Origin of the sequence: Antarcticibacterium flavum, from assembly GCF_006159205.1 — a bacterium.
Lineage (GTDB): Bacteria > Bacteroidota > Bacteroidia > Flavobacteriales > Flavobacteriaceae > Gillisia > Gillisia flava.
The window spans coordinates 976,407-999,844 of sequence record NZ_CP040812.1; the positions used below are offsets into that span (position 1 = coordinate 976,407).

The 23,438-nt window shown below is 39.6% G+C and carries 15 protein-coding genes and 2 pseudogenes; 8 read left to right on the forward strand and 9 right to left on the reverse strand.

The window, feature by feature from the left end:
- Window positions 1-8 precede the first annotated feature (8 nt).
- The 4 genes from FHG64_RS19125 to FHG64_RS04120 all read left to right on the forward strand — a co-directional run bounded on the left by FHG64_RS19125 (window position 9) and on the right by FHG64_RS04120 (window position 2,074).
- The gene (locus tag FHG64_RS19125; protein WP_168191315.1) at window positions 9-152 is read left to right on the forward strand and encodes a hypothetical protein; all 144 of its coding nucleotides are present in this window, start codon (window positions 9-11) and stop codon (window positions 150-152) included.
- Window positions 153-243: 91 nt separating this feature from the next.
- Complete coding sequence (locus tag FHG64_RS04110) at window positions 244-564, forward strand: phosphoribosylpyrophosphate synthetase (protein ID WP_139065230.1); 321 nt, start codon at window positions 244-246, stop codon at window positions 562-564.
- Window positions 565-667: 103 nt separating this feature from the next.
- Entirely contained in the window at window positions 668-1,165 is a 498-nt protein-coding gene (locus FHG64_RS04115) for a Dps family protein (RefSeq protein WP_139065231.1), read from the forward strand.
- A 21-nt stretch (window positions 1,166-1,186) separates the two neighbouring features.
- Window positions 1,187-2,074: a mechanosensitive ion channel family protein gene (locus tag FHG64_RS04120; protein WP_246054282.1), complete on the forward strand. Its 888-nt coding sequence runs from the start codon at window positions 1,187-1,189 to the stop codon at window positions 2,072-2,074.
- 1,565 nt (window positions 2,075-3,639) lie between these two features.
- Here the strand turns inward: FHG64_RS04120 and FHG64_RS04125 are convergent.
- Complete coding sequence (locus FHG64_RS04125) at window positions 3,640-7,368, reverse strand: metallophosphoesterase (RefSeq protein ID WP_139065232.1); 3,729 nt, start codon at window positions 7,366-7,368, stop codon at window positions 3,640-3,642.
- Between the two features lie 56 nt (window positions 7,369-7,424).
- Here FHG64_RS04125 and FHG64_RS04130 point away from each other — a divergent pair, with 56 nt between their 5' ends.
- Entirely contained in the window at window positions 7,425-8,609 is a 1,185-nt protein-coding gene (locus FHG64_RS04130; protein WP_139065233.1) for a Pycsar system effector family protein, read from the forward strand.
- Here FHG64_RS04130 and FHG64_RS04135 read toward each other — a convergent pair.
- The gene (locus tag FHG64_RS04135) at window positions 8,571-10,970 is read right to left on the reverse strand and encodes a GAF domain-containing protein (RefSeq protein WP_139065234.1); all 2,400 of its coding nucleotides are present in this window, start codon (window positions 10,968-10,970) and stop codon (window positions 8,571-8,573) included. The genes FHG64_RS04130 and FHG64_RS04135 overlap by 39 nt on opposite strands.
- A gap of 220 nt (window positions 10,971-11,190) precedes the next feature.
- Between FHG64_RS04135 and FHG64_RS04140 the strand changes: the two genes are divergently transcribed.
- The gene (locus FHG64_RS04140) at window positions 11,191-12,309 is read left to right on the forward strand and encodes a TlpA disulfide reductase family protein (protein ID WP_139065235.1); all 1,119 of its coding nucleotides are present in this window, start codon (window positions 11,191-11,193) and stop codon (window positions 12,307-12,309) included.
- Window positions 12,310-12,542: 233 nt separating this feature from the next.
- Here FHG64_RS04140 and FHG64_RS04145 read toward each other — a convergent pair whose 3' ends face one another.
- The 3 genes and pseudogenes from FHG64_RS04145 to FHG64_RS04155 form a co-directional block, all read right to left on the reverse strand.
- Window positions 12,543-14,000 carry an IS1182 family transposase gene (locus tag FHG64_RS04145; RefSeq protein ID WP_139065236.1) on the reverse strand — a complete coding sequence of 486 codons (1,458 nt, stop codon included), beginning with the start codon at window positions 13,998-14,000 and terminating at the stop codon, window positions 12,543-12,545.
- A 156-nt stretch (window positions 14,001-14,156) separates the two neighbouring features.
- Window positions 14,157-14,849 (reverse strand): SIMPL domain-containing protein, encoded by a 693-nt coding sequence (locus tag FHG64_RS04150; RefSeq protein WP_139065237.1) that lies wholly within the window; start codon window positions 14,847-14,849, stop codon window positions 14,157-14,159.
- 90 nt (window positions 14,850-14,939) lie between these two features.
- A pseudogene (locus FHG64_RS04155) lies at window positions 14,940-15,586 on the reverse strand (rhomboid family intramembrane serine protease).
- 54 nt (window positions 15,587-15,640) lie between these two features.
- Between FHG64_RS04155 and FHG64_RS04160 the strand changes: the two are divergent.
- Window positions 15,641-16,552 carry a lysophospholipid acyltransferase family protein gene (locus FHG64_RS04160; RefSeq protein WP_139065238.1) on the forward strand — a complete coding sequence of 304 codons (912 nt, stop codon included), beginning with the start codon at window positions 15,641-15,643 and terminating at the stop codon, window positions 16,550-16,552.
- On the opposite strand, the pseudogene glmM reads toward FHG64_RS04160, so the two are convergent.
- Window positions 16,549-17,933: pseudogene (gene glmM / locus FHG64_RS04165) on the reverse strand (phosphoglucosamine mutase). The gene FHG64_RS04160 and the pseudogene glmM sit on opposite strands and share 4 nt — an antisense overlap.
- Before the next feature lie 137 nt (window positions 17,934-18,070).
- Here glmM and FHG64_RS04170 point away from each other — a divergent pair.
- The gene (locus FHG64_RS04170) at window positions 18,071-18,655 is read left to right on the forward strand and encodes an acyl carrier protein phosphodiesterase (protein WP_139065239.1); all 585 of its coding nucleotides are present in this window, start codon (window positions 18,071-18,073) and stop codon (window positions 18,653-18,655) included.
- Window positions 18,656-18,934: 279 nt separating this feature from the next.
- Here FHG64_RS04170 and FHG64_RS04175 read toward each other — a convergent pair whose 3' ends face one another.
- The 3 genes from FHG64_RS04175 to FHG64_RS04185 form a co-directional block, all read right to left on the reverse strand.
- Window positions 18,935-19,963 (reverse strand): M12 family metallopeptidase, encoded by a 1,029-nt coding sequence (locus tag FHG64_RS04175; protein WP_139065240.1) that lies wholly within the window; start codon window positions 19,961-19,963, stop codon window positions 18,935-18,937.
- 499 nt (window positions 19,964-20,462) lie between these two features.
- Entirely contained in the window at window positions 20,463-21,818 is a 1,356-nt protein-coding gene (locus tag FHG64_RS04180) for a hypothetical protein (protein WP_139065241.1), read from the reverse strand.
- A gap of 86 nt (window positions 21,819-21,904) precedes the next feature.
- On the reverse strand, window positions 21,905-23,344 hold the full coding sequence (locus FHG64_RS04185) for a hypothetical protein (RefSeq protein ID WP_139065242.1): 1,440 nt from the start codon (window positions 23,342-23,344) through the stop codon (window positions 21,905-21,907).
- Window positions 23,345-23,438: the final 94 nt, after the last annotated feature.

Consider the following 23,438-nt stretch of genomic DNA (forward strand, 5'->3'; position numbering starts at 1 on the left):
TGAATCCTATGAACTTCCTAAAACCCTACTGGTTCTACATAGTCGCTGCAGCCATCACAATCATTGGAATTGTGACCGGGTGGTACCTGTTTATCTTCCTCGCAATCCCCTTTGGTTTCTTTGGAAGATCCAACCGGAATGAGGAGGAGTAAACCCGCGTTAAACTTATACTAAACCCGCTGCAGATCTTGGAAATCAGTGCTTTTGAAAGTACCTTAATCAATTGAACAATAAACACGAGAAATGAAAGATTACGGAACATTATCGCAGGCCATAAATAAGCTGAAACTGGAGGAGGGTTATGAATATGACTTCAACCTTCTGGATGACAAGATCGAGATCAAAAGCGAAAAAGAAACTTATCAAATACACGAATTTAAAGTAGATAAGGTATTAAGATTTGAAGGGGCTTCAAACCCCGATGATAATGCCATACTTTATGCAATTACTACAGAAAATAATAAAAAAGGGGTGCTGGTTGATGGATACGGAATTTCCAGCGGACAGGTTTCTAAAGAAATGATGGACAAGCTGGACCTCAAAAGCCGAAGACCTACAGATTAAATCAAGCCGTTAAAATTGTACTAAAACAGCAGCAGAAGTTGGTATTAGCAGCCAACTATATTATTTTTGTATTGAAATTTAAAAATCTATAAATAAAAACTATATGAGTTATTTAGGACTTGACGAAAAAAAAACCGGCAACACAGTAAAGGAATTAAATATACTACTGGCCGACTACCATTTATATTATCAAAAACTTCGAAACTTTCACTGGAACGTAATAGGAAAAAATTTCTTTGACCTTCACGAAAAGTTTGAAGAGTTGTACGACGATGCTAAAATAAAAGTTGATGAGATCGCGGAAAGGATCCTAACACTTAGGTTCCAGCCAACCAGCAACCTTACAGATTATTTAAAAGCTTCTAATCTAAAGGAATCCTCAAGTGACCTTACAGATTCCAAAATGATCAAAACTCTCCTGGAGGACCACGGAACAATTCTCAACCAAATGAGAAAAGTGGTGGAAGTTGCCGAAAAAGGTGGAGATGAAGGTACCATTGATCTTATTGGTGCTTACATTAGAGAACTTGAAAAAACCAGCTGGATGCTTGACGCGTGGAAAATGAAGACCAGCGAAAACCACAAACCTGCAAAGAGCTAAACTTAAACTAACAGAAAATTTTTGAAAGACTTCAATTTTAATGAATCTATAAACGGCATTTGGGATAAATTGGCAGCATGGCTGGATTCAATGATCCTTGGCCTGCCTAATTTTCTCCTGGCTGTTCTGGTTTTCTTTATATTTACAGTAATTGCCAAATACGCTGGAAAGATCTTTGACAGGCTTCTTAGGCTGCGGGTTAGACAGGATTCCATAAGAGAGATCACCGTCAAAGTTCTGAAGGTAATTATAATTATTATAGGATTTGTTGTTGCTCTTGGGCTACTCAACCTTAGCACCGTACTTACCTCAATCCTGGCAGGGGCCGGGGTGGTAGGTCTTGCCATTGGTCTTGCATTACAGGGAACCTTAAACAATACTTTTTCAGGAGTCATCTTAAGTTTTCTTCCGGAGCTTCAAATTGGGGACTGGATTGAGACTAACGGATATGCGGGGATAGTTCGCGAAATTAACCTTAGAAGTATCGTCATACAGGAAGCAGATAATAATTATGTGGTGATCCCTAACGGAAAGATCATCGACGAACCTTTCAAAAATTACTCCCGAACCGTGCGCTCCAGAGTTATGCTAGATTGCGGTGTAGCCTATAATTCAGATCTGGAATTTGTACAAAGCCTTACCATTAAAACTATGGAGGAACTTTTTCCACAAAGAGGGAATGAAGAGGTTGAATTCATGTATAATGAGTTTGCAGATAGTTCTATTAATTTCGTAGTCCGGTTTTGGGCAGATGTTACCAAACGCAAAGATATCCTGGTAGCGAAAAATAAGGCTATCATTGCGCTTAAGAAAGCCTTTGATCAAAATGATATCAACATCCCATTCCCAATACGAACTATCGATTTTACTAATAAGTTGTCTATTAATAAACCGGAGGCTGAGGAGTAAACTTATTTGGGGTTTGTTGTTTGGTGTTTGGTGTTTGGTGCTGGGTGTTGGAAAAAAGTCGTTAGTCTTTAGTCTTTAGTCGTTAGAGCCTACGGCGATTGGTGTTTGGTGTTGGAAATAAGTCGTTAGTCGTTAGTCTTTAGTCTTTAGTGGGTTTTCCTCTTAAAATATGGGGTTTGTTGGTTGGTATTATAAATACGAGCCTGATTCTCTTTTTTCGAGACTAATTTTTTGTCTAACCACGGAGTTTAAAATGAGTTGAAAAAGGAGTTTCACGGAGTTGAACTTACTAAAATTACAACATTTATCTGATTCATTGATTCTTCAATTATTTACTAATCAAGGACCTAAATTTTGAGAATTTGCGGTTTGGATTTTGATTTTTTAGCCACTAAGCACGAATATTTTCTTTTTACCATTTGAGCCAGTTCGTTGTAAATTTTTGGAATTTGGAATTTGGTGCTTGGAATTTTTAGAGAGGAACTCCTTTAACTCCGTGTTGGACTCCGTGTTCCTCTGTGGTTAAAAAAATTAGGAGATCGATTTTTATCAGAGAAATTGAAAATTTGGGGTGAAAGAAAAAACCTAAAATAACATTAGTGCATTCGTGGCTAAAAAAGAAACAAGAATCAGGACGAGTGAAAAGAGAATAGATGGAAGTCTTGAGTCGTGGTTCGAGGGACGAATCACCGGTTCGAGAGATGAGCATTACCCAAGCCCATTAGATCCTGAAACAAGTTACCATTGACGTATTCTGTATTTCTAATATTATTCAGGGTAGTTTATTCCCATTTCATAGGACCGCCTTTTCTTTTTTGCATCGCCCAAAAAAGAAACAAAAAAGTCTAGGCTTACGAAAGCTTATCTAAATTTATCATTCGGTGGCTAAATTTTAGGAACTCGCGGGAATATAAAATCTTGCGAGAATAAGTCGTTTCGCTCAAACAGCCTAAAATTCTTAACGCCCCTCTCATTTCAAATTTTACGATAAGCTTTCGTAGGCCGGGAGAAATTCTGCAAAGAAGAATATTATATGCATTGATGATATTCATACGTCATCACCTCACGCTAGATAAATCTTTTTTATCTCGAGTCTTAGAATGACATCAAGGTGAAGGTTTTCTGCTTACTGTTCTCCGTCTGGTGTTTCGAGTTTTTCTTTTTTGAGCTTGTTTATAATTTGGAATTTGGTGCCATTGTTGTCCGATTAAAATAATCTGAATTTCCGTTTAGCCTTGCTATGTATAGTCTGAGGTCATATCAACCTCAACATGGGGGTGGTTTTGAATCTAAAAAAGTTTAGAAGATATTCAAGAATTGCAGTAGAGTTTAAGTGGCTCTTTTTCAGTCATTACGATTTTAGTCTAGGCTCTAGATTCTAGAAGCAGAGCGATCTAGACTCTTTACCCGGACAACAATGATTTGGTACTTGGATTTTTTTCCGCATTCCTTCAGTACAGCCCCAAGAAAAACATTCGTGCATTCGTGGCTAAATCCTTCAGCACAAAAAAAAGCTCCCTATTCTTTTCAGAATAAAGAGCTTTTTTATAATAAATTAATTATTTCTAGAAACTCAGCCCAAAGCCAAAAGCAAAGCGGTAGCCTTCATCGCTTTTGAAGAGGCTGAAAGTTCCGCTTATGGCTTCGGCACTGTTTACCCAGAATCCGCCGCCGTAGCTGTCGTGCCAGCGGTTGCTGTCCTCATTTCTTGCCCACACCCTTCCTATGTCATATCCGCCAAAAATTCCGATTTGAAACGGTAAAAATGAAGTCTTGAACTGGTCAAAGCTATACCTTAGATCACCTCCTGCTGCGAAAGCACTTTTACCCGTAAATCTTTGTAACCTGTAGCCCCTTAAACCTGTACGCCCGCCAAGGACTGCCGCCTGGTAGAATTCATAATCATCGCCCATATTGAGATGCGCCTGTGCCCTGGAATTAAGCACCAGTTTCCGGTCACGGCTCAGGGCATTATAAAATTCCCAGTAAGGTTTAAAATATCCAAAATTACGATCTGTGTCCTCAACATTCATTTTACCTCCAAGGACCAATTCAAATTTCATCCCCCGGGTAGGATTGAGATTATTATCATAGCTTTCATACCTGTATATCCCCTCCAGGCCTGCAAAATATTTTCTCTCAAAAAATTCGGGATCTTCAGGATCAAATTCTTCTTTAATAAAGCGGCCTTCGGTTTCATCTACCTTTATACCTTCAAATGTTGCCATATAGCTAAAGAAACTACCGAAGGGCGACTGGCGAACGAATCCTGCTTCAGCACCTACTTTACTTATCCTCGTCCTGTTATAATCAAAAGATAGCTCCTCATCAAAATTGGGCGTTTCATTTCCAAACCCAAAGAAGTTATTGGCAAAATTGGGACTGGTATAGTAAGCACCAACCGCGAGGTTGAAATTTCCTAAAATGAGCGCGAACTCCCCGTTATAAAAAAGATCAAACCCATTGGTCGCGAAATAATACCCTCCACCAAAGGTGTGTTTAGTGGTAAATGGATTACGTTTAAATCCATTGGTAATAAAAGAGCTTTGAATTCCTATTTTGAAACCATCGTCGGGATTATAACCAAATCCCGGGGTAAGTGAGCCGGAGTTAAACACCTTTTTATCCTTATCAAAGGTGTTTTGTTCATAATTGTCCCTAAACCTGAGCTTTGCTTTCCCTATAGATTCAACTGTATTTGGCCGTGTTTTATGATCATAGATCTTGATCTTTCTTCCGCTATCCTCTGCCACCCTATAAACATCATTATTGTGGCCTCCTATAACCCTAACAAAAATTAGATCCCCACCGGGGTTACCCTTTATTTCAAAAATGTCATCATCATCAAGGCCATAAACCCAAATTTCTTTTGTTTCCTCTTTTTTGTAGATCTTATCACTCACGATATCTGCCTTCTCCCCGTCCTTGATCCTGTATATAGTGATACGGGTTTCCCCATTTTCCATTCGCAGGATATCAATATGATCATCCTTATCTGTACCCGTCACTATAGCAAGGGTTGCCATATGATCGTAGTATCTTTGGGTGATATCGATGATGTTATTTCTTCTGCCTTTAAGATCACTTATAATGGAAGCTGTGGTTTCCCCCTGAGTTTCCGGCGGCAATTTTGAAAATGCTTCATCAATAACCTCATCTGTTATATTCTCCTGGATAAATTTTGCCTGTTCCATCCAGGTTTCCTTACCTACATTTTGTGTAAGTTCCCTGTCCAGGCCTATAGCTGCTATATTAAACCATTTCACATCATCTATATCCTCGCCATAAACACCAAATTGCTTGGAGAATCCTGCCAGTGCTCTTAAAGTCCCAAACAGCGCCCCGTCAAAATTTGAGAATACCTGGTCCCTGTCACGCGGTATAGGTTCAAAGATCCTGTTGCCTTCTTCATCCTCGATCTCTGCCCATCTCCATTGATCCTGATGCCTGTCCCAATCGCCAATTAGCATATCAAAAATCCTGGCCCGCACATAACCTGCTTCATCGAGTTTATATTTTTCATCACGCCTTAACCTATCAAACATCCCGGAAGTACTTACGATATCATGGTTAGGTTTCCCAAAACTTTCTCTTCCAAGCCAATTTTCCTCGGGCCTCTCCTCTATCATATATACATCATCCCCGTGTACGACATTATACTTTTCAAGTTTCTTTTGTTTAGGTAAATAATAAAGTTCGGGATTGGTATATCTCACCTTAACTGCTTCTGCCAAAGTTGGAACTGCCATAAAAGCATAGGGATGGGAAGCTGTATAAAGATCTTTCATAAGGTCCTCTGCCAGGGTGTTTTCAAATTGCTCCTCTACCGGCTTGTCTTTAAAGGCCACTGCCTGTATATATTGCACAGCACTTTTGCGAACCCTTCTAAAGTTATATTCCCTGTCCAGGCTGTCCTTCACTCTTAAAGAAACGGTTTGATGCCCCCCTCCCATTCTCATGGGTTCCAGTCCGCCATAAAGTGTATCGAGATCGGCAACTTTAAATTCTACGGGTCTCCCAAAAAGATCCCTGTATCTTTCACCCCAAACTGTTCTAAAAACCTCACCTTTATCTGTTTCCTCAATAGGGTATATAGAAGTGGTGATAGTTTCAGGAAATTCATCGGGTAAAATGGAAGTATCAAAATCTTCAGGAGCTTCATGAACCTCTTTTTGATAAAGCAATTTCGGTTTGTTGTTTTCATTTCCGTAGAAACTCACCCAGGAAGAGCCGTCCTTAAAAACATCCAGAACCGCAAATCCCTGCCCGGGATAGGAGAAAAGTCCGTCATTACTCAATGTGGCATAAGTAGCCTTGGATCCTGAACCCGAGACTATTTGTTTGATATTATTATTAATAATGTACTGCAGGGAATGCTCGTGTCCCGCCACGAATATCAACCGCTCTGAATCCTTTCCAAGGGTGGCCAGACGGTTTACCATGGTTTTGTAACGCTGATTTTGTGCATCCTGGATTGAAACCCCACCAGTTGTCCTGATTAAAGAAACCAGGGAGCCAAGAATTGGTACCGGGATCTTTTTTTGTGTAGGATACAGATGCTGATTAAAATTATACTGTCCCCCATGAACCCCATTGGTATAAAGTGGGTGGTGCAGTGCGATAATGATGGTCTTATTCTGGCTTTTCTTCAATTCGGTTTCCACCTCCTCAAGCATGGCCTCCCTGGTCTTTATTTCTGCACATCCTTTATTGATCAAAGGGTGGTTGTCCCAATTTGTAAGGTACCATTGGGAATCTATAACGATCATTTGGATATCATCGCTTATATCAATGATCTCGAGCCCGCAACCTGTTTTTGGCGACCATATAAGCTGATCACCCAGCTTTTCTTCCAGATATTCCTCCTGTCTTTCAAGGCCCGGGATACCTTTATTGTACCAGTCATGATTCCCCGGAATAAAGATAACATTACCGTCATACTTTTCTATTGCATCCAGCTGGGCATCCAGCCTGTACTCTGCCTGCTCCCTGTCCCGCGCCTCTTCGTGTGGCATCCCGTCCGGATAAATATTATCTCCAAGGAACATGGTATAATTATCCTTTACCTGTACAGAGTCCATGTAACTCTTGAGGGCAATTAATCCTTCTGAAGTTCCACCCGGCTGGGCATAACCACCGTCACCAAGGAGGTAAAAGGATTTTTCGATTTCTTTATTTGTGGGATATCCAAAATTCTGTTTTGGCTCTCCTTCCCTGTATTTCGGATTTGAGGTAGAACATCCGGTAAGTATAATGAGGAGCAGGAACGTTAGAAATTTGTTATTTTTTTTCATGCAAATTCAGTAGCTATTTTTTTTCGTAATTTGGCGTGATATTTAATAGATATTTAATGACAGATCTTATCAAAAAGGCAGATGATTTCGTACTTCAATTATTCAAGGAAAAACTGCCTAATTCTTATATATATCACAACTATAACCACACGCAGCGGGTGGTTAAAAGTACTAAAGAATTAATTGAGAACTCTCAATTAAATGTTAAAGAGGAAGAGGCACTTCTCTTGGCAGCGTGGCTTCACGACACGGGATACACCAAAAAATTCAAAGGCCATGAGGAAGAAAGTGTGAAGATAGCGACAGCCTTTTTAGAGGATAATAATGTAGATAAGGACACTATACAAATGGTGAACGATTGTATCATGGCGACCAAATTTGACTCTCCTCCAAAAACACAATTAGGGAAGATAATTCGGGATGCAGATAGTTCACATCTTGCCAAGGAATATTTCCCTGAAACAAGTGAATTCCTGCGACAGGAATTGCAGCTTTTAAACATAAAGAATTTTTCGCCTCTCGAATGGCTAAACGAGAACATTAGACTATTTACTGAAAAACATAATTATTATACAGAATATGCTTCCAAAGAATGGAAACCCTTAAAGGACAAAAATCTTTCAGATCTTCTTGAGAAGCAAAACAAACAAAAACAGAAACTTAAAAAAGAGGAAACCAAAGCAAAATTAAAAGCTGAATTCAAGAATAATAACCCTGAACGAAGTATTCAAACCCTCTTTAGAGTTACTCTAAGGAATCACATAAAGCTTAGTGATATTGCAGATACAAAGGCAAACATTTTACTTTCTGTTAATGCTATTATTATTTCCCTGGCCCTGGCGAACCTCGTTCCCAAGCTGGATGCTGTGTCCAATAAACATCTATTGATACCTTCCCTTATTTTGATACTCTTTAGTGTGGCGTCTATTATCCTATCCATTATGTCTACGCGGCCCAATGTAACCTCAGGGGAATTTACAGAAGACCAGGTAAAAAAACGGGAAGTGAATCTTTTGTTCTTTGGGAATTTTCATAAAATGCCTTTTGAGCAGTTCAAATGGGGAATGAAAGAGATCATCAAAGACAAGGATTACGTATATGAATCCATGATGCTGGACCTTCACCTTCTGGGAAAGGTGTTACAAAGAAAATATTTCCTTTTAAGGCTTACTTATACGGTATTTATGATAGGAATAATTGTCTCAGTCATAAGTTTTGTGGTCGCCTTTTACCTCATCTAGGTATTCCATAAGGCCCTCGTAAGTAATAGTCCTGTCCGGTTCCTGCTCATTGGGTGTATAGAGTATATTTACCCGTATGGCTTTAAGGCCAATAACCCCCTGCACATCCTCCAGCTCCAGGAGCTCAATCTCATCTCCCAGGTAGTTTTTGGTTTGAAGATATTTGACATATCTCAAATACTCCCTTTCATCACTGCTTTGAGAGTAAACAACCACGATCTTTCCTTTTTGAGTGATCCTTTCTTCGGTATTCTTGATAAAAGCCTTATCGATCCTTTTTTTAATGATCTCATACCGGGCGTTGTAAGTACCATCCACATCAAACTTCTTCTCATCCATCCTGTACCTTATGGACAATGTGGTATTAAACACCAATATAAGTGATGCAGCATCAAGGCTAATTGGAGTGGACTGCTGTATTTGATAGAATCTGTTTTCCATTTCACACATCGTCCTCAATTGCCACAGCCTCAGGTTATACAGGTAGACCATATTAAAGGGCCTGTTAAAGGTAAGGGAAGCCCCAATGTACATATTATGGTCCACCCCATCTGTCTTATACCTTTCGAAATAATGAGGATAAATGCTTTGTGCAGCAACCTGTTGCCGGTCAATGAAGCGGGCCATGGTGCGATTAATTCGTTGTACCGTTTCATCATAGTGCTTCCTGCGAATATAAACCACGCCGGTCTCAGGATTCAGTTCTTTTTGGTATTCCAAAACCAGTTTCTCCAGGTCGGCCGACTGGTCCTTTATATGATCCATGATAGGATTCACTTCCTTTTGCAGGAGATTGAAGATCTTTTGCTCACTTGAAGCATTAAGGCTATCCTTCAGCTCTTCCATGAATTCCCTTATTCTAAACCTTACCTGGTCATAAATGGGAAGACCTTCGATCTCATTGGCTTTTTCTATAATATTCTCAACCATTTCGAGTTGATGGATCAAATCTTTTTGAATGGCAGTATTCCGCGCTTCAGATGATGCTACTATATCAATTTGACCATATAAAGGATAAACATCTTTAAAAGCAATATCCTTAAATGAAGCGAGGCCATCCTCATCCATATCCTTAATAAAACGCTTTGCTTCTTTTTCGAATATCCACAGAACACTGGGATGTATTGAGGTACATTCGCTTTGGATTACCGCTTTGATCCTGTTCTCAAATTCACTTCTGTTCCTTTGTACGGCTGTTACAATATACGGGAGTATATCATCCAGCTTAATGGCATTTATGCTGTTAAGCTCATTTTTTCTGAAGGATACCAACTCAAGAACCCCTAATAATTCCTGGCCGCTGGCAATAGGTGCCAGAATACAGCTTTTTATATTGCTTTCCTTTAAATTTTGAGCCAGGAGGTTATTGCCTGTTTTCCTGGCATAGCTATCTACATTGGCAATTGTAAAATAGGATTGATCTTCTATAAGGCTGCGGAAGGAGTTTTCGCAAATACCGGTTTTACAATCGCTTACCATTTGGTTGTGAAGAATAAAACTTTGAGCCTCCCTCCCGTTCATTCTCTCAAAGATCATTTCCCTTTTATTGTAAATAGTAAATCCCACCTTGAGATCTGATATCTTATAAATTGACCTGAAGACTTCCTGAAATTTATCAAGATCCCCCTGCTCTGCCGGTTCCTGTTGCAGCAAGGTGGTTTTAAGCCGGGATATGGCATCATCTACGGTAACATCTGTAAGATTTAAGATTGTAAATCCTTTGAAGATCCAGCTCCTGGGTGGAAACTTTTCCTTCCATAGGCTAACGTCATCAATATTCTGGATCAACTGGTCTACATCCTTATCTGTAATTTCTTTGGCACCTTTCCCCGGGAAGATCTCCAGGAAATCTGCATTCAGGGCCAACCTGTAATGCTTTACAATTCCATTCTTATCTGGGATGTCATAATATAATGGCCTGGAAAAATCGATCCCATAATTATAATGATGATTAAGTACCAGGATACATCCATAAATATATTTCATATCATCACTTAGCTCTCTCATCTCCAGGACATAATCCTCTCCTGCGGCATTAAGGAGATTCTTAAGCCTGTTGGAGGGGTTAAAAATGATATTATGAAACGGCAGGGAGGCCGCCTTGATCTCATTATCTGTAAGAATTCCGGGGAAAAGGTCATCAAGAAGTATGCGTATGGGATCCTTAAGCCGTTTTAGATCTTCAGCATCTTCAATACCTTCAGATAATTCAGGAAAGGAACCTATGTATTCCAGCAATTCTTCCATGTAATTCCTGGCAATACTTCCCGGCTCCTTTTCTACCTGCTTGCGATACTGCTCAATGATCTTATGGAAACTTATCTTTATGTCAAGTGGAAATTCCTCTAACTGGTTTTTCATATTCGGGGAATATAGTATAAAATTAAAATAGATTTAGGATCTCCATATTCAATGGGCTTAAATTAACAATTTTTTACAAACTTCCCTTCCAATCAATCCCAGTTGCTTATTTTTGCAGCTGAAATTAAATTACGTATTCAGCACCCCAGAAGTACATTTTGATGGAATCTGAGCCAGGGCTAATTTAATACGAAACTTAACAAACGTAAATTATTTATATATGAAAAAGATATTGGTGGTTCTTATGATAGCTTCCTTTTTTGGTTGCCAGGAAGAGCACGATGGTTATTCAATTTCAGGAACAATTGAAGGAGTTGAGGATAATAATATGATCTATATCTCAAGGCTCGAACCCAACAATCAACCTACCAGGATAGACTCTGTAAGTATCCAAAATGAAAGCTTTTCACTGGACCTGGAAGATGTGGACCAACCTGCACTTCATTTTCTTAGTATTGAAGGCCTGAATGGCAACGTTCTTTATATAGCTGAAAATGAACCCATCAAATTCAATATTAAAAAAGATGACCTCCGTGATTCTGAAATTGATGGCGGCCGGGAGAATGAGGCTTTTCTTTCTTATTTGAACCATCTTAAAGATCTTAATAGCCGGGTCATGGAATTAAGAACAGAGATGCAACAGGAAATGGGAGCAGGAAACATAGGGCCTGAAATGATGGAGGAATATCGCCAACGGGAGGAGAAGGTCAAGGAGGAAGATCTGGAAATAAAGAAAAGAATGATCGAAGAAAATCCAGATGCTTATGTCTCTGCCCTTATTGTGACCGATATGCGCAGTATCGGAGCTTCGACAGCAGAGGTAAAGCAATATTTCGAAATGCTCTCAGATAACGTGAAGCAAACTCCTATGGCGCAAGCCTTAAAAACGAACCTGGATAAGGTCTCTGCAGTGGATATAGGCAGTAAAGCCCCTACTTTCTCCGGCCCTAATCCAGACGGGGAGGAAATTTCCCTTCAAGATGCAATGGGTAAAGTGACTTTAATAGATTTCTGGGCAGCATGGTGCAGGCCATGCAGGGTGGAAAATCCTAATATTGTAGAGGTTTATGAGAAGTACCACGATAAAGGGTTTAATGTAATTGGCGTCTCTCTGGATAGGGCAGATCAACGCGACAGGTGGCTGCAGGCAATCGAAGATGATAATCTAACCTGGACCCAAATCTCCAACCTCCAATTCTGGGAAGAACCCATTGCACAGTTATACGGGATAAGAGCTATTCCTGCAGCATTCATTCTGGATGAGAACGGGGTGATAGTAGCCAAGAATGTACGCGGGCCGGCATTGGAAAAGAAAGTAAAGGAACTACTTGGAGAATAAAAGGTTTATATTTCCAAAAATAAAAAGTATTAAAAAAGCCACGGGATTATTTTGAGGGCACTGAAAAACTATCTCTTTTGAGATGAACTTATTGAAGCGATCAAGCAAAAATCTATTTTTGACTCGATCGCTTTTTTATTTAGGATTTCCGGTGGCGGTTTTTTTATTGATGACCAATCCCTTAGGATGATTAATCTGAGCTCTTAAAGCTCATTTTATTTCGAATCTGAAACTTATATGGTTAATTTAAGGATTCTCTTAAGGTTTACGGTGAATATTGCCAAAGCCCCCTGCATTTGCATGCTATTAATGCCATATGCTATAGCACGATCATAACCGTGAACATTTTTTAGTTCGCTATTTTTAGCCTCGATCTTATAGCGGTGTTTAGATTTTTCTTTATAATATTCAGACTCCTGAAACACTATCTGTTCCTGGTGTAAGCTTGACTTTATAGAGACCGAATAAGTTTTAGTTTTAGCTCCCGGTTTATAACAGCCATCTCGTAATGGACAGGTCTTGCATTTCTCTACATCAAAATAATAAGTATCTACCTGGTTCTTGCCTCGTTCCTTTTTCCCTTGTCGTGCTTTTCTGATGGCCAGGTGTCCTGCCGGACACACAAACATATCAGCATCCTTGTTATAATCAAATTTATCCTCATTCTTTCTAGAGCCTTGTGCGATTGCAGGGTTCAGCTTTGCTACGATTTTAATATTCTGATCATCTTTATCCTTGAGCTTAAGGTTTTCCTTACCTGAATATGCGCTATCACCAATTACTGTATCCACCTGAATTCCATTGTTCTGGCTTATTTTTACAAGCATTGGCAACTCAGGACCATCACCTTTTTCACCCGAGGTGACAACTGCAGCCGTAATAATGCGTTCCTCTGTCATGGCCAGATGGGTCTTGTAACCAAAGAATTTACTGTCAGCTGATTTATGGCCGGTTTTGGCATCTGTATCCTTAGAAAGAATGTAGTTTTCCTGGGTATCTTCCACAGTCTCCTTTAACAGGTTCAACTTCTCTTTGACTGCAGGAATTAAACTTAATGTTTGGTCTGATTCAATACACTTCTCCAGTTCCTTGCAATAAGCAAGTTCCTTTTCCAACTCACCCGAAGCGTTCTTTTCCGGGAAGCGTTCTTTCATATTTTCATCTACAGCGTAAACCACTTTGCGAAGCAGCTTTGAACGCTCTCTCAGGACCTCAAGTGCTGAATATGGATTTGATCTGGATAGAGAATGTGTGGCATCAACAATAAGGGATTTAGATGTAATGATTCCCTTTTCAATGGATATTGAGACAGTTTTATTTATAAGCAGATTCAATAAATCGGTATCTTTTAAACGCAGCTTACGAAACTTAGTCAATGAACTGGAGTTTATGACTGCATCCTCGGGTGCCATTTCAAGGAAATATTTGAAGGACATATCATATCTGGAACGTTCAACTACATCAACATCTGAAATGGTATAGATCGTTTTTAATAGTAAATACTTGAACATCCGGATAGGACTTTCTGCGTTACGCCCATTATTTAAACAATAGTTGTTCACTAGTTCATCGTAGATGAAAGTAAAATCTATTAATTCGTTGATTTTTCTAAGAAGATTATCTTTGGGTATAATTAAAGCATATAAATCAGAATATGCACTTAATTGCATTTTTTGCTGCGGTAACAACATATGGGAGACATTAGAAATCAGTCATGAAAATACAAAAAAGGAGCGAAACCATTATGATTTCGCTCCTTTTTATTTATCCTAAAATGTAATTATTTAGAGGACTTTTTCAGTGCCCTCATTATTTTCCGTGGCTTCTTTAATTTAAATCTGTTAGCTCTAATTAAGTTTAAAACTCACCGTCACTCTGGCCGTTACTTCCATTTCACCCGGAGCAATGGTCTTCTCTCCCCCGGCATCTGCACTGGACTTCATCATTTCCATCCTGTAAACGGGTTGGTAATTATTTGTCTCCACCTCACTTATATTCAAAGCGTTCCCTATAGTTTGTCCCAACGCAGCGGCATATTCCCCTGCTTTCAGCTTCGCATTCTCCACGGCTTTTTTCCGGGCTGCAGATTCATGTTCCTCTTTTTTAGAAGACTGAAATTCAATGCCATCGATCCTGTTAAGGCCCGCCTCCAGTAAGCCGCTCATTACTTCCTCATAATTCTTGAGATCTTCCAGCTTAATGCTAATTGCCTGGTTGGCTACATAGCTATAGGTTTTGTCATTATAGTTATAATTCTTATTCAGGTTCATATATTCTGTCCTGAAGTTCTTTTCCTCAATTCCCCGGGATTTTAAATACTTGAGAATTTTTGCGACCGCGGCATCATTTTGCTTCTTTACTTCCCCTGCATCATTACCCTCATGCTCTATCCTGGATCTTATTAATACCTGGTCTGGAACTACTTTTACTGTACCTTCTCCTTTAACGGTCACGACCGGTTGCTGGATAAAACTTTGCGGTTCCTGGGCCTGTGTAGAGACGGCACTCATTAACACGGCTAAAATGATAAGCTTCTTCATATTGATGTGTCTTAAATTATTGATTGAAATACCCTGTCCCCTTACGAGAAGAGGTGTACAGGAGCAGCAGTAACAAGAAGAGTACCAGAGTTAGATTTTTCCCAGCTTTTGAAGTACAAAAAGAATAACTATGGGAATTGCAAGCAGGATTACCATTAGAAGGTGATGCTGTATGATCCAGGGTGCCAGGGCCAGGGTAAGAATATATCCCCCACAGCGCCACCAAAATGTGCGTCATGACCAATATTATCTGCACGCCGTTTCATACCATATATGGTATAGAGTAAATACCCTATTCCAAAGACATAAGCAGGAATTGGAATAATAAAAAAGAGGCCCAGCATCATATCGGGACGTAATAAAATGGCTGAATAAAGAATTCCCATCACGGCTCCACTGGCTCCAACGGCGTTATAAGAGGTTTCATCTTTATGAAAGAAATAGCTCAATAGGTTTCCAAGAATTAAACTTGCCAAATAAACAACCACAAAACCAATCGCTCCCAAATCAAATAAAACCACGTTGGCAAAGAAATATAAGGTCAACATGTTCACGAAAAGATGGGTGGTATCCACGTGTAAAAATCCCGATGTCAATATTTGATACTTTGCCCCTCTCCGTATATCTCCTGTATTGAATTTGTATTTATTAAAAAAAACCGGATCATTAAATCCCTTGAAGGAAACGATCACATTTAAAGCGATAATTATAATGGTAACCAAACTCAAATCTCCCATAGATGCTTAACTTTAGTGCCAAATATACCATATATTTGCCTAAACATTTTCCCCATGCAGCGTTTAGTTTACTGGTTGGTCTACCCTGTTTTGTGGCTTATTTCCAAACTCCCTTTCCGTCTTTTTTACCTGGTTTCAGATCTTGTATTCTTTTTAACGTATCATATTATAGGCTACAGGAGGAAAACGGTCACTCAGAACCTAAAACTTGTTTTCCCGGAAAAACCTTCAGAAGAGATCAACCAAATTAGAAAACATTTCTACAGTCATATGTGTGATATGTTCCTGGAGATGATCAAGAGTATTTCCATTTCAAATGAGGAACTGAAAAAAAGATACACTTTCACCAATTTGCCAGAAATAGAAAAACATATGGCAACCGGGAGAGGTATTCTTTTAATGTGCGGGCATTATGCAAGTTATGAATGGGTAAACGCCTTACAGTTATATGGATATGATTATCGAGGGTTTGGAGTTTATAAGAGGATAAAAAATCCTCATTTTGACCAGATGGCAAAGGATATACGGGGGAGGTTCGATGGCGAACTTATTCCAACCGTAGAAGCCACCAGGACCATCACCAGATACCAGAAGCAAAAGGTGAAAGGGGTCTATGCTATGATAGCAGATCAATCTCCAAAGATCGAAAGAGCCAGATATTGGACACAATTTATGGGTCACACCGTACCGGTTTTCCTGGGGTCTGAAAAACTTGCAAAAGACCTGGATATGCCGGTGGTTTATCTACACGTGGAAAAACCTAAGCGCGGCCATTACAGAGCCACCTTTGTAACAATAACTGCAAAACCACAAGAGGAGCCACAATTTAAAATTACCTCAACCTACTTAAATGAACTTGAGAAGCAAATAAGAAAAGCACCACAGTTTTATTTATGGACTCATAAGAGATGGAAGCATAAGAATACTCCCATCCCAAATAAAGCTGTGGTATTTGACAGAAGTTAGGAAACGATAGTTCTGATTTCCTTTATCATTTTTTCAGCAAGCTCATCTGCTTCCTGTTGAGATTTCGCTTCAGTATAAATTCTTATAATAGGTTCTGTATTGGATTTTCTAAGATGCACCCAGTTTTCAGGAAAATCTATCTTAACTCCGTCTACGGTTGAAATTTCTTCAGTGGAATGATTCTCCTGTACTTTCTGAAGGATCTCATCAACATTGATATCTGGTGTTAATTCGATCTTATTCTTACTCATATAATAAACGGGATACTCCTCTTTTAATGCTGACACAGAGATCTTCTTTTCTGCAAGGTGGGTTAGGAATAAAGCCACCCCTACCAGGCTATCTCTTCCATAATGCGAGTCAGGATAAATAATCCCGCCGTTTCCTTCTCCTCCTATAACAGCATTGGTATCCTTCATAAGTTGTACTACATTCACTTCCCCAACAGCACTCGCCTGATAATTTTGCCCGTGACTCTTGGTTAAATCTCTAAGTGCCCTTGAAGACGAAAGATTACTTACCGTGGCCCCCGGGGTTATTCCAAGGACAAAATCGGCACAGGCTACAAGAGTGTATTCCTCGCCAAACATTTGTCCCTTTTCATCAATTATAGCCAAACGGTCAACATCGGGGTCAACCACTACCCCAAATGTGCCTTTTCCTCCACTACCAGCTTTGAAATATCTCCCAGGTGCTCCTTCAAAGGTTCAGGGTTGTGAGGGAAATTACCATTAGGCTCGCAGTATAGCTCTACCACTTCTACTCCCATGGCTTTCAACAAAGCCGGGATTGCAATACCGCCGGTAGAATTAACAGCATCCACCACTACTTTAAAATTGGCTTTCTTTACAAGGTCGGCATCTACCAATTTTAATTTTAGCACCTCATCAATATGACGATATATATAATCGTCTTTTGATTCTATTTTACCCAGATCATCAACTTCAGCAAAAACAAAATTCTCTGACCCGGCTATTTCGAGGATCTTAGCTCCCTCCTCCCCGTTCAGGAATTCTCCTTTGTGGTTCAAAAGTTTAAGGGCATTCCACTGTTTGGGATTATGACTTGCAGTAAGTATTATTCCACCATCTGCACCTTCCATAGTAACCGCGACTTCCACGGTGGGAGTGGTAGACAATCCCACATCTACGATATTGATGCCCATTCCTACAAGGGTGTTCATCACCAGCTGCTGGATCATAGAACCCGAAATTCGGGCATCCCGCCCAATTACCACCGTTAGTTCATCTTTAGAATATTCATTCCTTAACCAGGTGCCGTATGCAGCTGCAAATTTAACCGCATCCAGCGGAGTTAGATTTTCTGAAGGTTTCCCTCCAATGGTTCCTCTTATTCCAGAAATTGATTTTATAAGGCTCATAATATCTTTTTAAAAATTCATAAATCCTCACCTGAAGATACAGGCAGGAAGCCCGGCAAAGATACAAGGCTGCACCTTATACCCCAAAAGTTTAAACTATTTAAAAAGGGAGGCTCCTAATTTAGTACCTTGGAGGAATGAACTTTCTAGCCCATATCTATCTTTCAGGAAATGATGACCATCTTAAGATTGGAAATTTTATAGCCGATTCTGTCAAAGGAAAAGCATTTATAAAATATCCAGAAAGAGTGCAGAAGGGAATTGTACTTCACAGGGCTATAGATACCTTTACTGATGCGCACCCGGTATTCCGTCAAAGTTCACAACGTTTGTTTCCAATTTACAGCCATTATAGCACAGTCATAGTAGATATTCTCTATGATCATTTCCTGGCCTCCAACTGGACCTCATATTCACAGATCCCTTTGGATGAGTACGTGAATGATTTTTATGAGCTACTTCAGGATAACCTGGAAATACTTCCTAAGGCAGTTCAACATTTTCTTCCATATATGATACGGGACAACTGGCTTTTGGATTATGCAACGGTGGAGGGAATTGGAAGGATTCTTTCTCAAATGAACCGCCGGACTAAAAACCGGTCAAGAATGGATCTGGCAGTAAAAGAGCTGGATCTTTACTATAGTGAGTTTGACGAGGAATTTAAAATATTCTTTAAAGACTTACGGGAATTCACAGAGGAGAGAGTTAAAAAGCTATAAGAATTTCAGACTGTAAAATGAATTTTCTCCCGCACCTAATTGATAGGAAATCCCCTTGGTTGAAGGAAATTAGAATACACCGGTTGTATGTTGAATTCGAAAAAACTTCAACTTTAACATGTTAAAGTTTTGATAGGAGAAACTTATTTTGTGGTATCTTAAAAAGGTGTGGAATTTTACCACAATTGCCTGTGGCAGCCACACCACATTAAAACTACATTAAACAAAAAACCCCGACCAATTGGTCGGGATTTTTTGTTTTAAATCTATTTTTAAAACTTAGGCGTAATACCAAGTTCCATTTATTAATACAACCTTCTTCATACCAAATCTTCCACCAAGGTAATACCAATTGTTATAGTATCGCAGTACTGTTACCCCCGCAATGGTATAATATTCTCCATTGATATACGTAGGTTCTGTACTTCCCGAAGGATACATACTATTTACACCTTCCTTATCCCCTGCAGATAGTGATGTTCTTTGAACAGAGTAAGTACTTCCATTCGCCTTTACGATTGTTGGGGAACCGTTTTTAGAGAAAGAATAAGGACCATACATCATTATAGAACCAAAATCAAGATTTGAGGTAAACTCTGCACCATCAGCCCCCATATCAGCATAGGTTTTGAAGTTGTGCTCTCTTCCACTCTGAATATTCTCATAATTGATCTTTATGTGCTTGTCCCTGTCCACACGGCTTTGCTCGTGCCACAGGCCAATAGCATGTCCTATTTCATGGATGGTGTTACCTGTTGAACAGCTGGAAGACAAGGTGATGTTCTGTTTACCTCCAATCATACCTACATATGATGAACAGCCCGACCCAGATGTAAAATAAATGTAATTGGACTGCGAGGTTCTTTGAACGAATTTAAGGTTTGTATTGGCTTCCCAGTGCTTAATAGCGTCGGTTACACGGTTTTTGCTTGACAAGTTCCCGTCTATAGCATAGTAAACAGTGTTATTTGGCCATTTACCGGATGTTCTTCCGGTACTTTTTTGATTAGGAGTTTCGCCTTTTTCATATATCACTTTAACAGGACTGGATGTTAAGGCCTCTGCTGGTAACATAATATCTCCCTGATAAATGTATTCTCCGTCTATTTCTTCTACAGAAACTTCCATTCCTGCATAATAAACCTGGGAAACCTTCCCTATTTCTTGGGGATAAGCGGCTTCTACATTCGTAAGTACTTCCTCTGTACCTACTAGCTCTTCTTTTGGTTGGGGGTCGTTGATTGAATCTTCACTACAGGATAGAAAAGCGAGTGCCGGTAGTAAATACAATAATTTGCTTCTTCTCATAAGTTGGGGTTACAATTAAAAGGGAACAGATATTTTGTTTTTCACCTGTTCCTAGGTTAAATAAACGTTAAACGACTTGGGGTAATTCAAAGTTCATTCCAAAAAAAATTAACAATCTGGTTGAAAAAAAATTTGACAAAATTATGGGTGGACTCCCTACTATCTGATTCGAATTTTGTGCTGAAAGACAATTTCCAGTCATTAAAAATTCATTTTTCACAATAGAATTGAAAGAACACTGAACAATTAAATCGGTTGGGGGGAAGAATTGATTTAATTATTCATTTGCTTAAGCAGAACAAACATATAAAAAAAAACAAAAGATTTAAGTTTTTTTTAACTTTTTTCGATGAAACGCAAAAAAGCTGCCCGGCAAACCGGACAGCCTCTTCTATTAACACCTACTAATTATTATGAAATAACTATTCGGTGATTAATAAAACTAACTCAGCAAGTTGGTCATCCCCCCGGTTGACCAACCGCTCAAGTTAATCTTCTCTTATTGACATACATTAGCTGCAAAGTCAACATTTACAGGCCAGGTAATTCCACCTTCAGCCTCTACAACATATGTAACCTCTACATCGTTTTCATTGATATTAGATACACATATTTCAGTATCTACAAAATCTGGTAGAGACACCTCGACATCACTCATTGTATAACCTTCATCCAGGTCCATAAAAACAACCATAGAATCAGCTCCTTCTGAGGCCAGGTCGAAATAAACAGTACCAATTGAATTTCCATTTAATGTAATGTCTGCAAACGGAACATCAACATCTACTGGTAAACCGGCGATATCTATAGAATCGCTGAAGTTGATTCGATCACAATCATCACCAGGCGCTGGTAAACAATCGGAAGGGTCTGGATCTGTTCCACCGTTTCCATTTCCTGGATCAACCGGGTCACCGTCACCACAGAATCTTAAGTGGTTATATTCAACATCATCTTCACCATTGAAGTTAGCAACAATATCAGCTTTAGAAAGTGTACCGCTTATCATTACAGGGTCAATATCTCCATATCCACCTTCAGCTACATCCCAGTCCAGTAAAGTAACTTCGTAGTACAGGTAGTCCTCATCCATGTTGTCATTATCTGGTAATGCAAAACATAGCGGGGTAGCATAGCTGTCACCATTGTTATAAACTCCGGTCTCGTTAATGACTCCTTCATATAATGGTACACCGGCAGATGAAGTTCCACTCCAGATGCTTACGCTGTAACGGGCAGGATAGTGTCTTCCATCATCATCACAGTAGTTAGCGAAGAAGCAATATGTAAGAGCAATATTGGTGTCAAGTTCAAAGAACAGGTAACCATACTCATTTACATCACGATCATCGAAACAAAGAACAGGAACGTCAACATATTTTTTAACGCCGGCTCTAAGATCAATAGCAATTGGTAAAGCATTATCCACATAAGCTGCCAAAGGACTTCCACTTCTTGGTGATAACCAAATTACGTCTCCATCTGAATTATGAACTGAGAAGTGATCTAGAGAATAATCTCCGGGCTCCAATTCAAGTGCTTCGTCCTCTACAGTAAATATTTCACCTGCAACTAGATCAACACGATATGGACTACCTTCACTTCCCACTACATCATTTCCTCCCAAGGAAAGAACGATCTCTACATATGAAGGAGTATCATCTGTACAGGTAGGAAGATCTGCCACAGCCTGTTTGGTTGCAGCTCTGTTATTCACCAGGTCGCTAACGATAGCGCCAAAGGATAGGGTCGCTTTGTCTGAATCAGGATTCACTCCTGCTTCGTCTTTGGAACATGAAGTAAAAAGCATTGCGAAAACAGCCACAAAGCTTAAATACAGTTTGAAATTTCTCATAATTTAATAGTTTTAGTTAATAAATATTTGAATGGTTAAAAGTTATAATAACAGGTGGCCGGGGGGATTACCCCCGGCCATACCTATTAATGTGAATTTGAATTTAAATTATTTACTTGTCCACAAGCTACAGGTAAAGTAGCATCGTAAGAACCACCAACGTTACGACCGTGAACCACTACTGCAAGGTTTTCCCAGGCAGATAAAGATGTTCCTGTTAGATCAAACGTCCTTTGATAGTTATAGAATCCTGCTGCGTTTGCAGTTGGGAAGGATCCATCTTCATTATTAAGTGAAAGTTGAACTCCACCATAATATGGCAACCCTTCTGCTAGGCTAATTAGGCCATCGCCATTTGCATCAGCACTCATTGGAGGACAGGTTGCATTAGAACCATCTTCCGGACCGTGAATATGCTGAGGGTGTTGCTGATTTGGCGTAACACCGGCAGCAAGAATAGTCGCTTTAAGCATATTGTCCTTCACCTCAAAATAGGCAAGTGCTACAGAGTTTGAGTTATTCATAGGATACGCACAAGTAGCGTAGTATTCAGCCTCAGAACCAGGAGTTTCAAAGATTGGAGGGCCGTCATCACCATCACAACCTTCTCTAAAGTGGTAGTAATCTAGGTTGTCATCACCATCAAAGAAGCTTTTCACAATAACATCATTAATACTTCCCTGTCTAATAACTCTCTCTTCTACATTTCCATATTCATCTGAGGATCTTAGAGTAATTTCGAAGTAGTAATCATCGGTACCATCAGTATCTGGTAAGGCAAAACATAATGGTTCTGCATAGAAATCACCATTGTCATAAGTTCCGGTTTGATTCTGTACATCTGTATAAAGTGGAGTTCCAGTAGCGTCTGTTCCAGACCATACACTCACACTGTATTCAGCAGGATAGTGACGTCCACCTTCAGATGGAGGACAGTAGTTTCCAAAGATACAGAACTTAATTGCCTGGTTAGTGTCAAGCTCAAAGAACAGGTATCCATACTCGTTCACATCACGATTATCGTAACATAGAACTGGTACATCTACATATTTTTTAACTCCTGCACGCAGGTCGATGCTTAATGGAAGAGTTACATCAACGAACTCACCCAGAGCACTTCCTGTTTGAGGAGCGATCCAGATCACGTCCCCATCAGCATTATGAACGGTAAAATAATCCAGGCTGTAAACATTAGGATCAAGTTCCAGTTCTGCTACTTCTTTAGTAAAGATCTGTCCTGAAACAAGGTCTACTCTAAAAGGGTTCTCGACATCACCTACTACATCTGTTCCATTCAAGGAAAGGGCGATCTCAACAAAAGCCGGGGTATCATCTGTACATTCAGGCAGATCTGCCACCGCTTGTTTAGAGGCAGCACGATTGGCTACCAGGTCATTTACCAGCGCACCAAAGGTTAGCGTGGCTTTTTCACCTTCAATTGAAGGATTTGTTTCGTCTTTGCTACACGAAGTAAAGAGCATTGCAAATACTGCAACTGCACTCAAATAAAGTTTAAAGTTTTTCATAATACAAAAGTTTTGGTTCATAATAAATTAAGCTTGGTTAATAAAAGAGTTTAGTTCGATTTGAAAATGGGTATCCCTGCCGGGACCCTGGTGA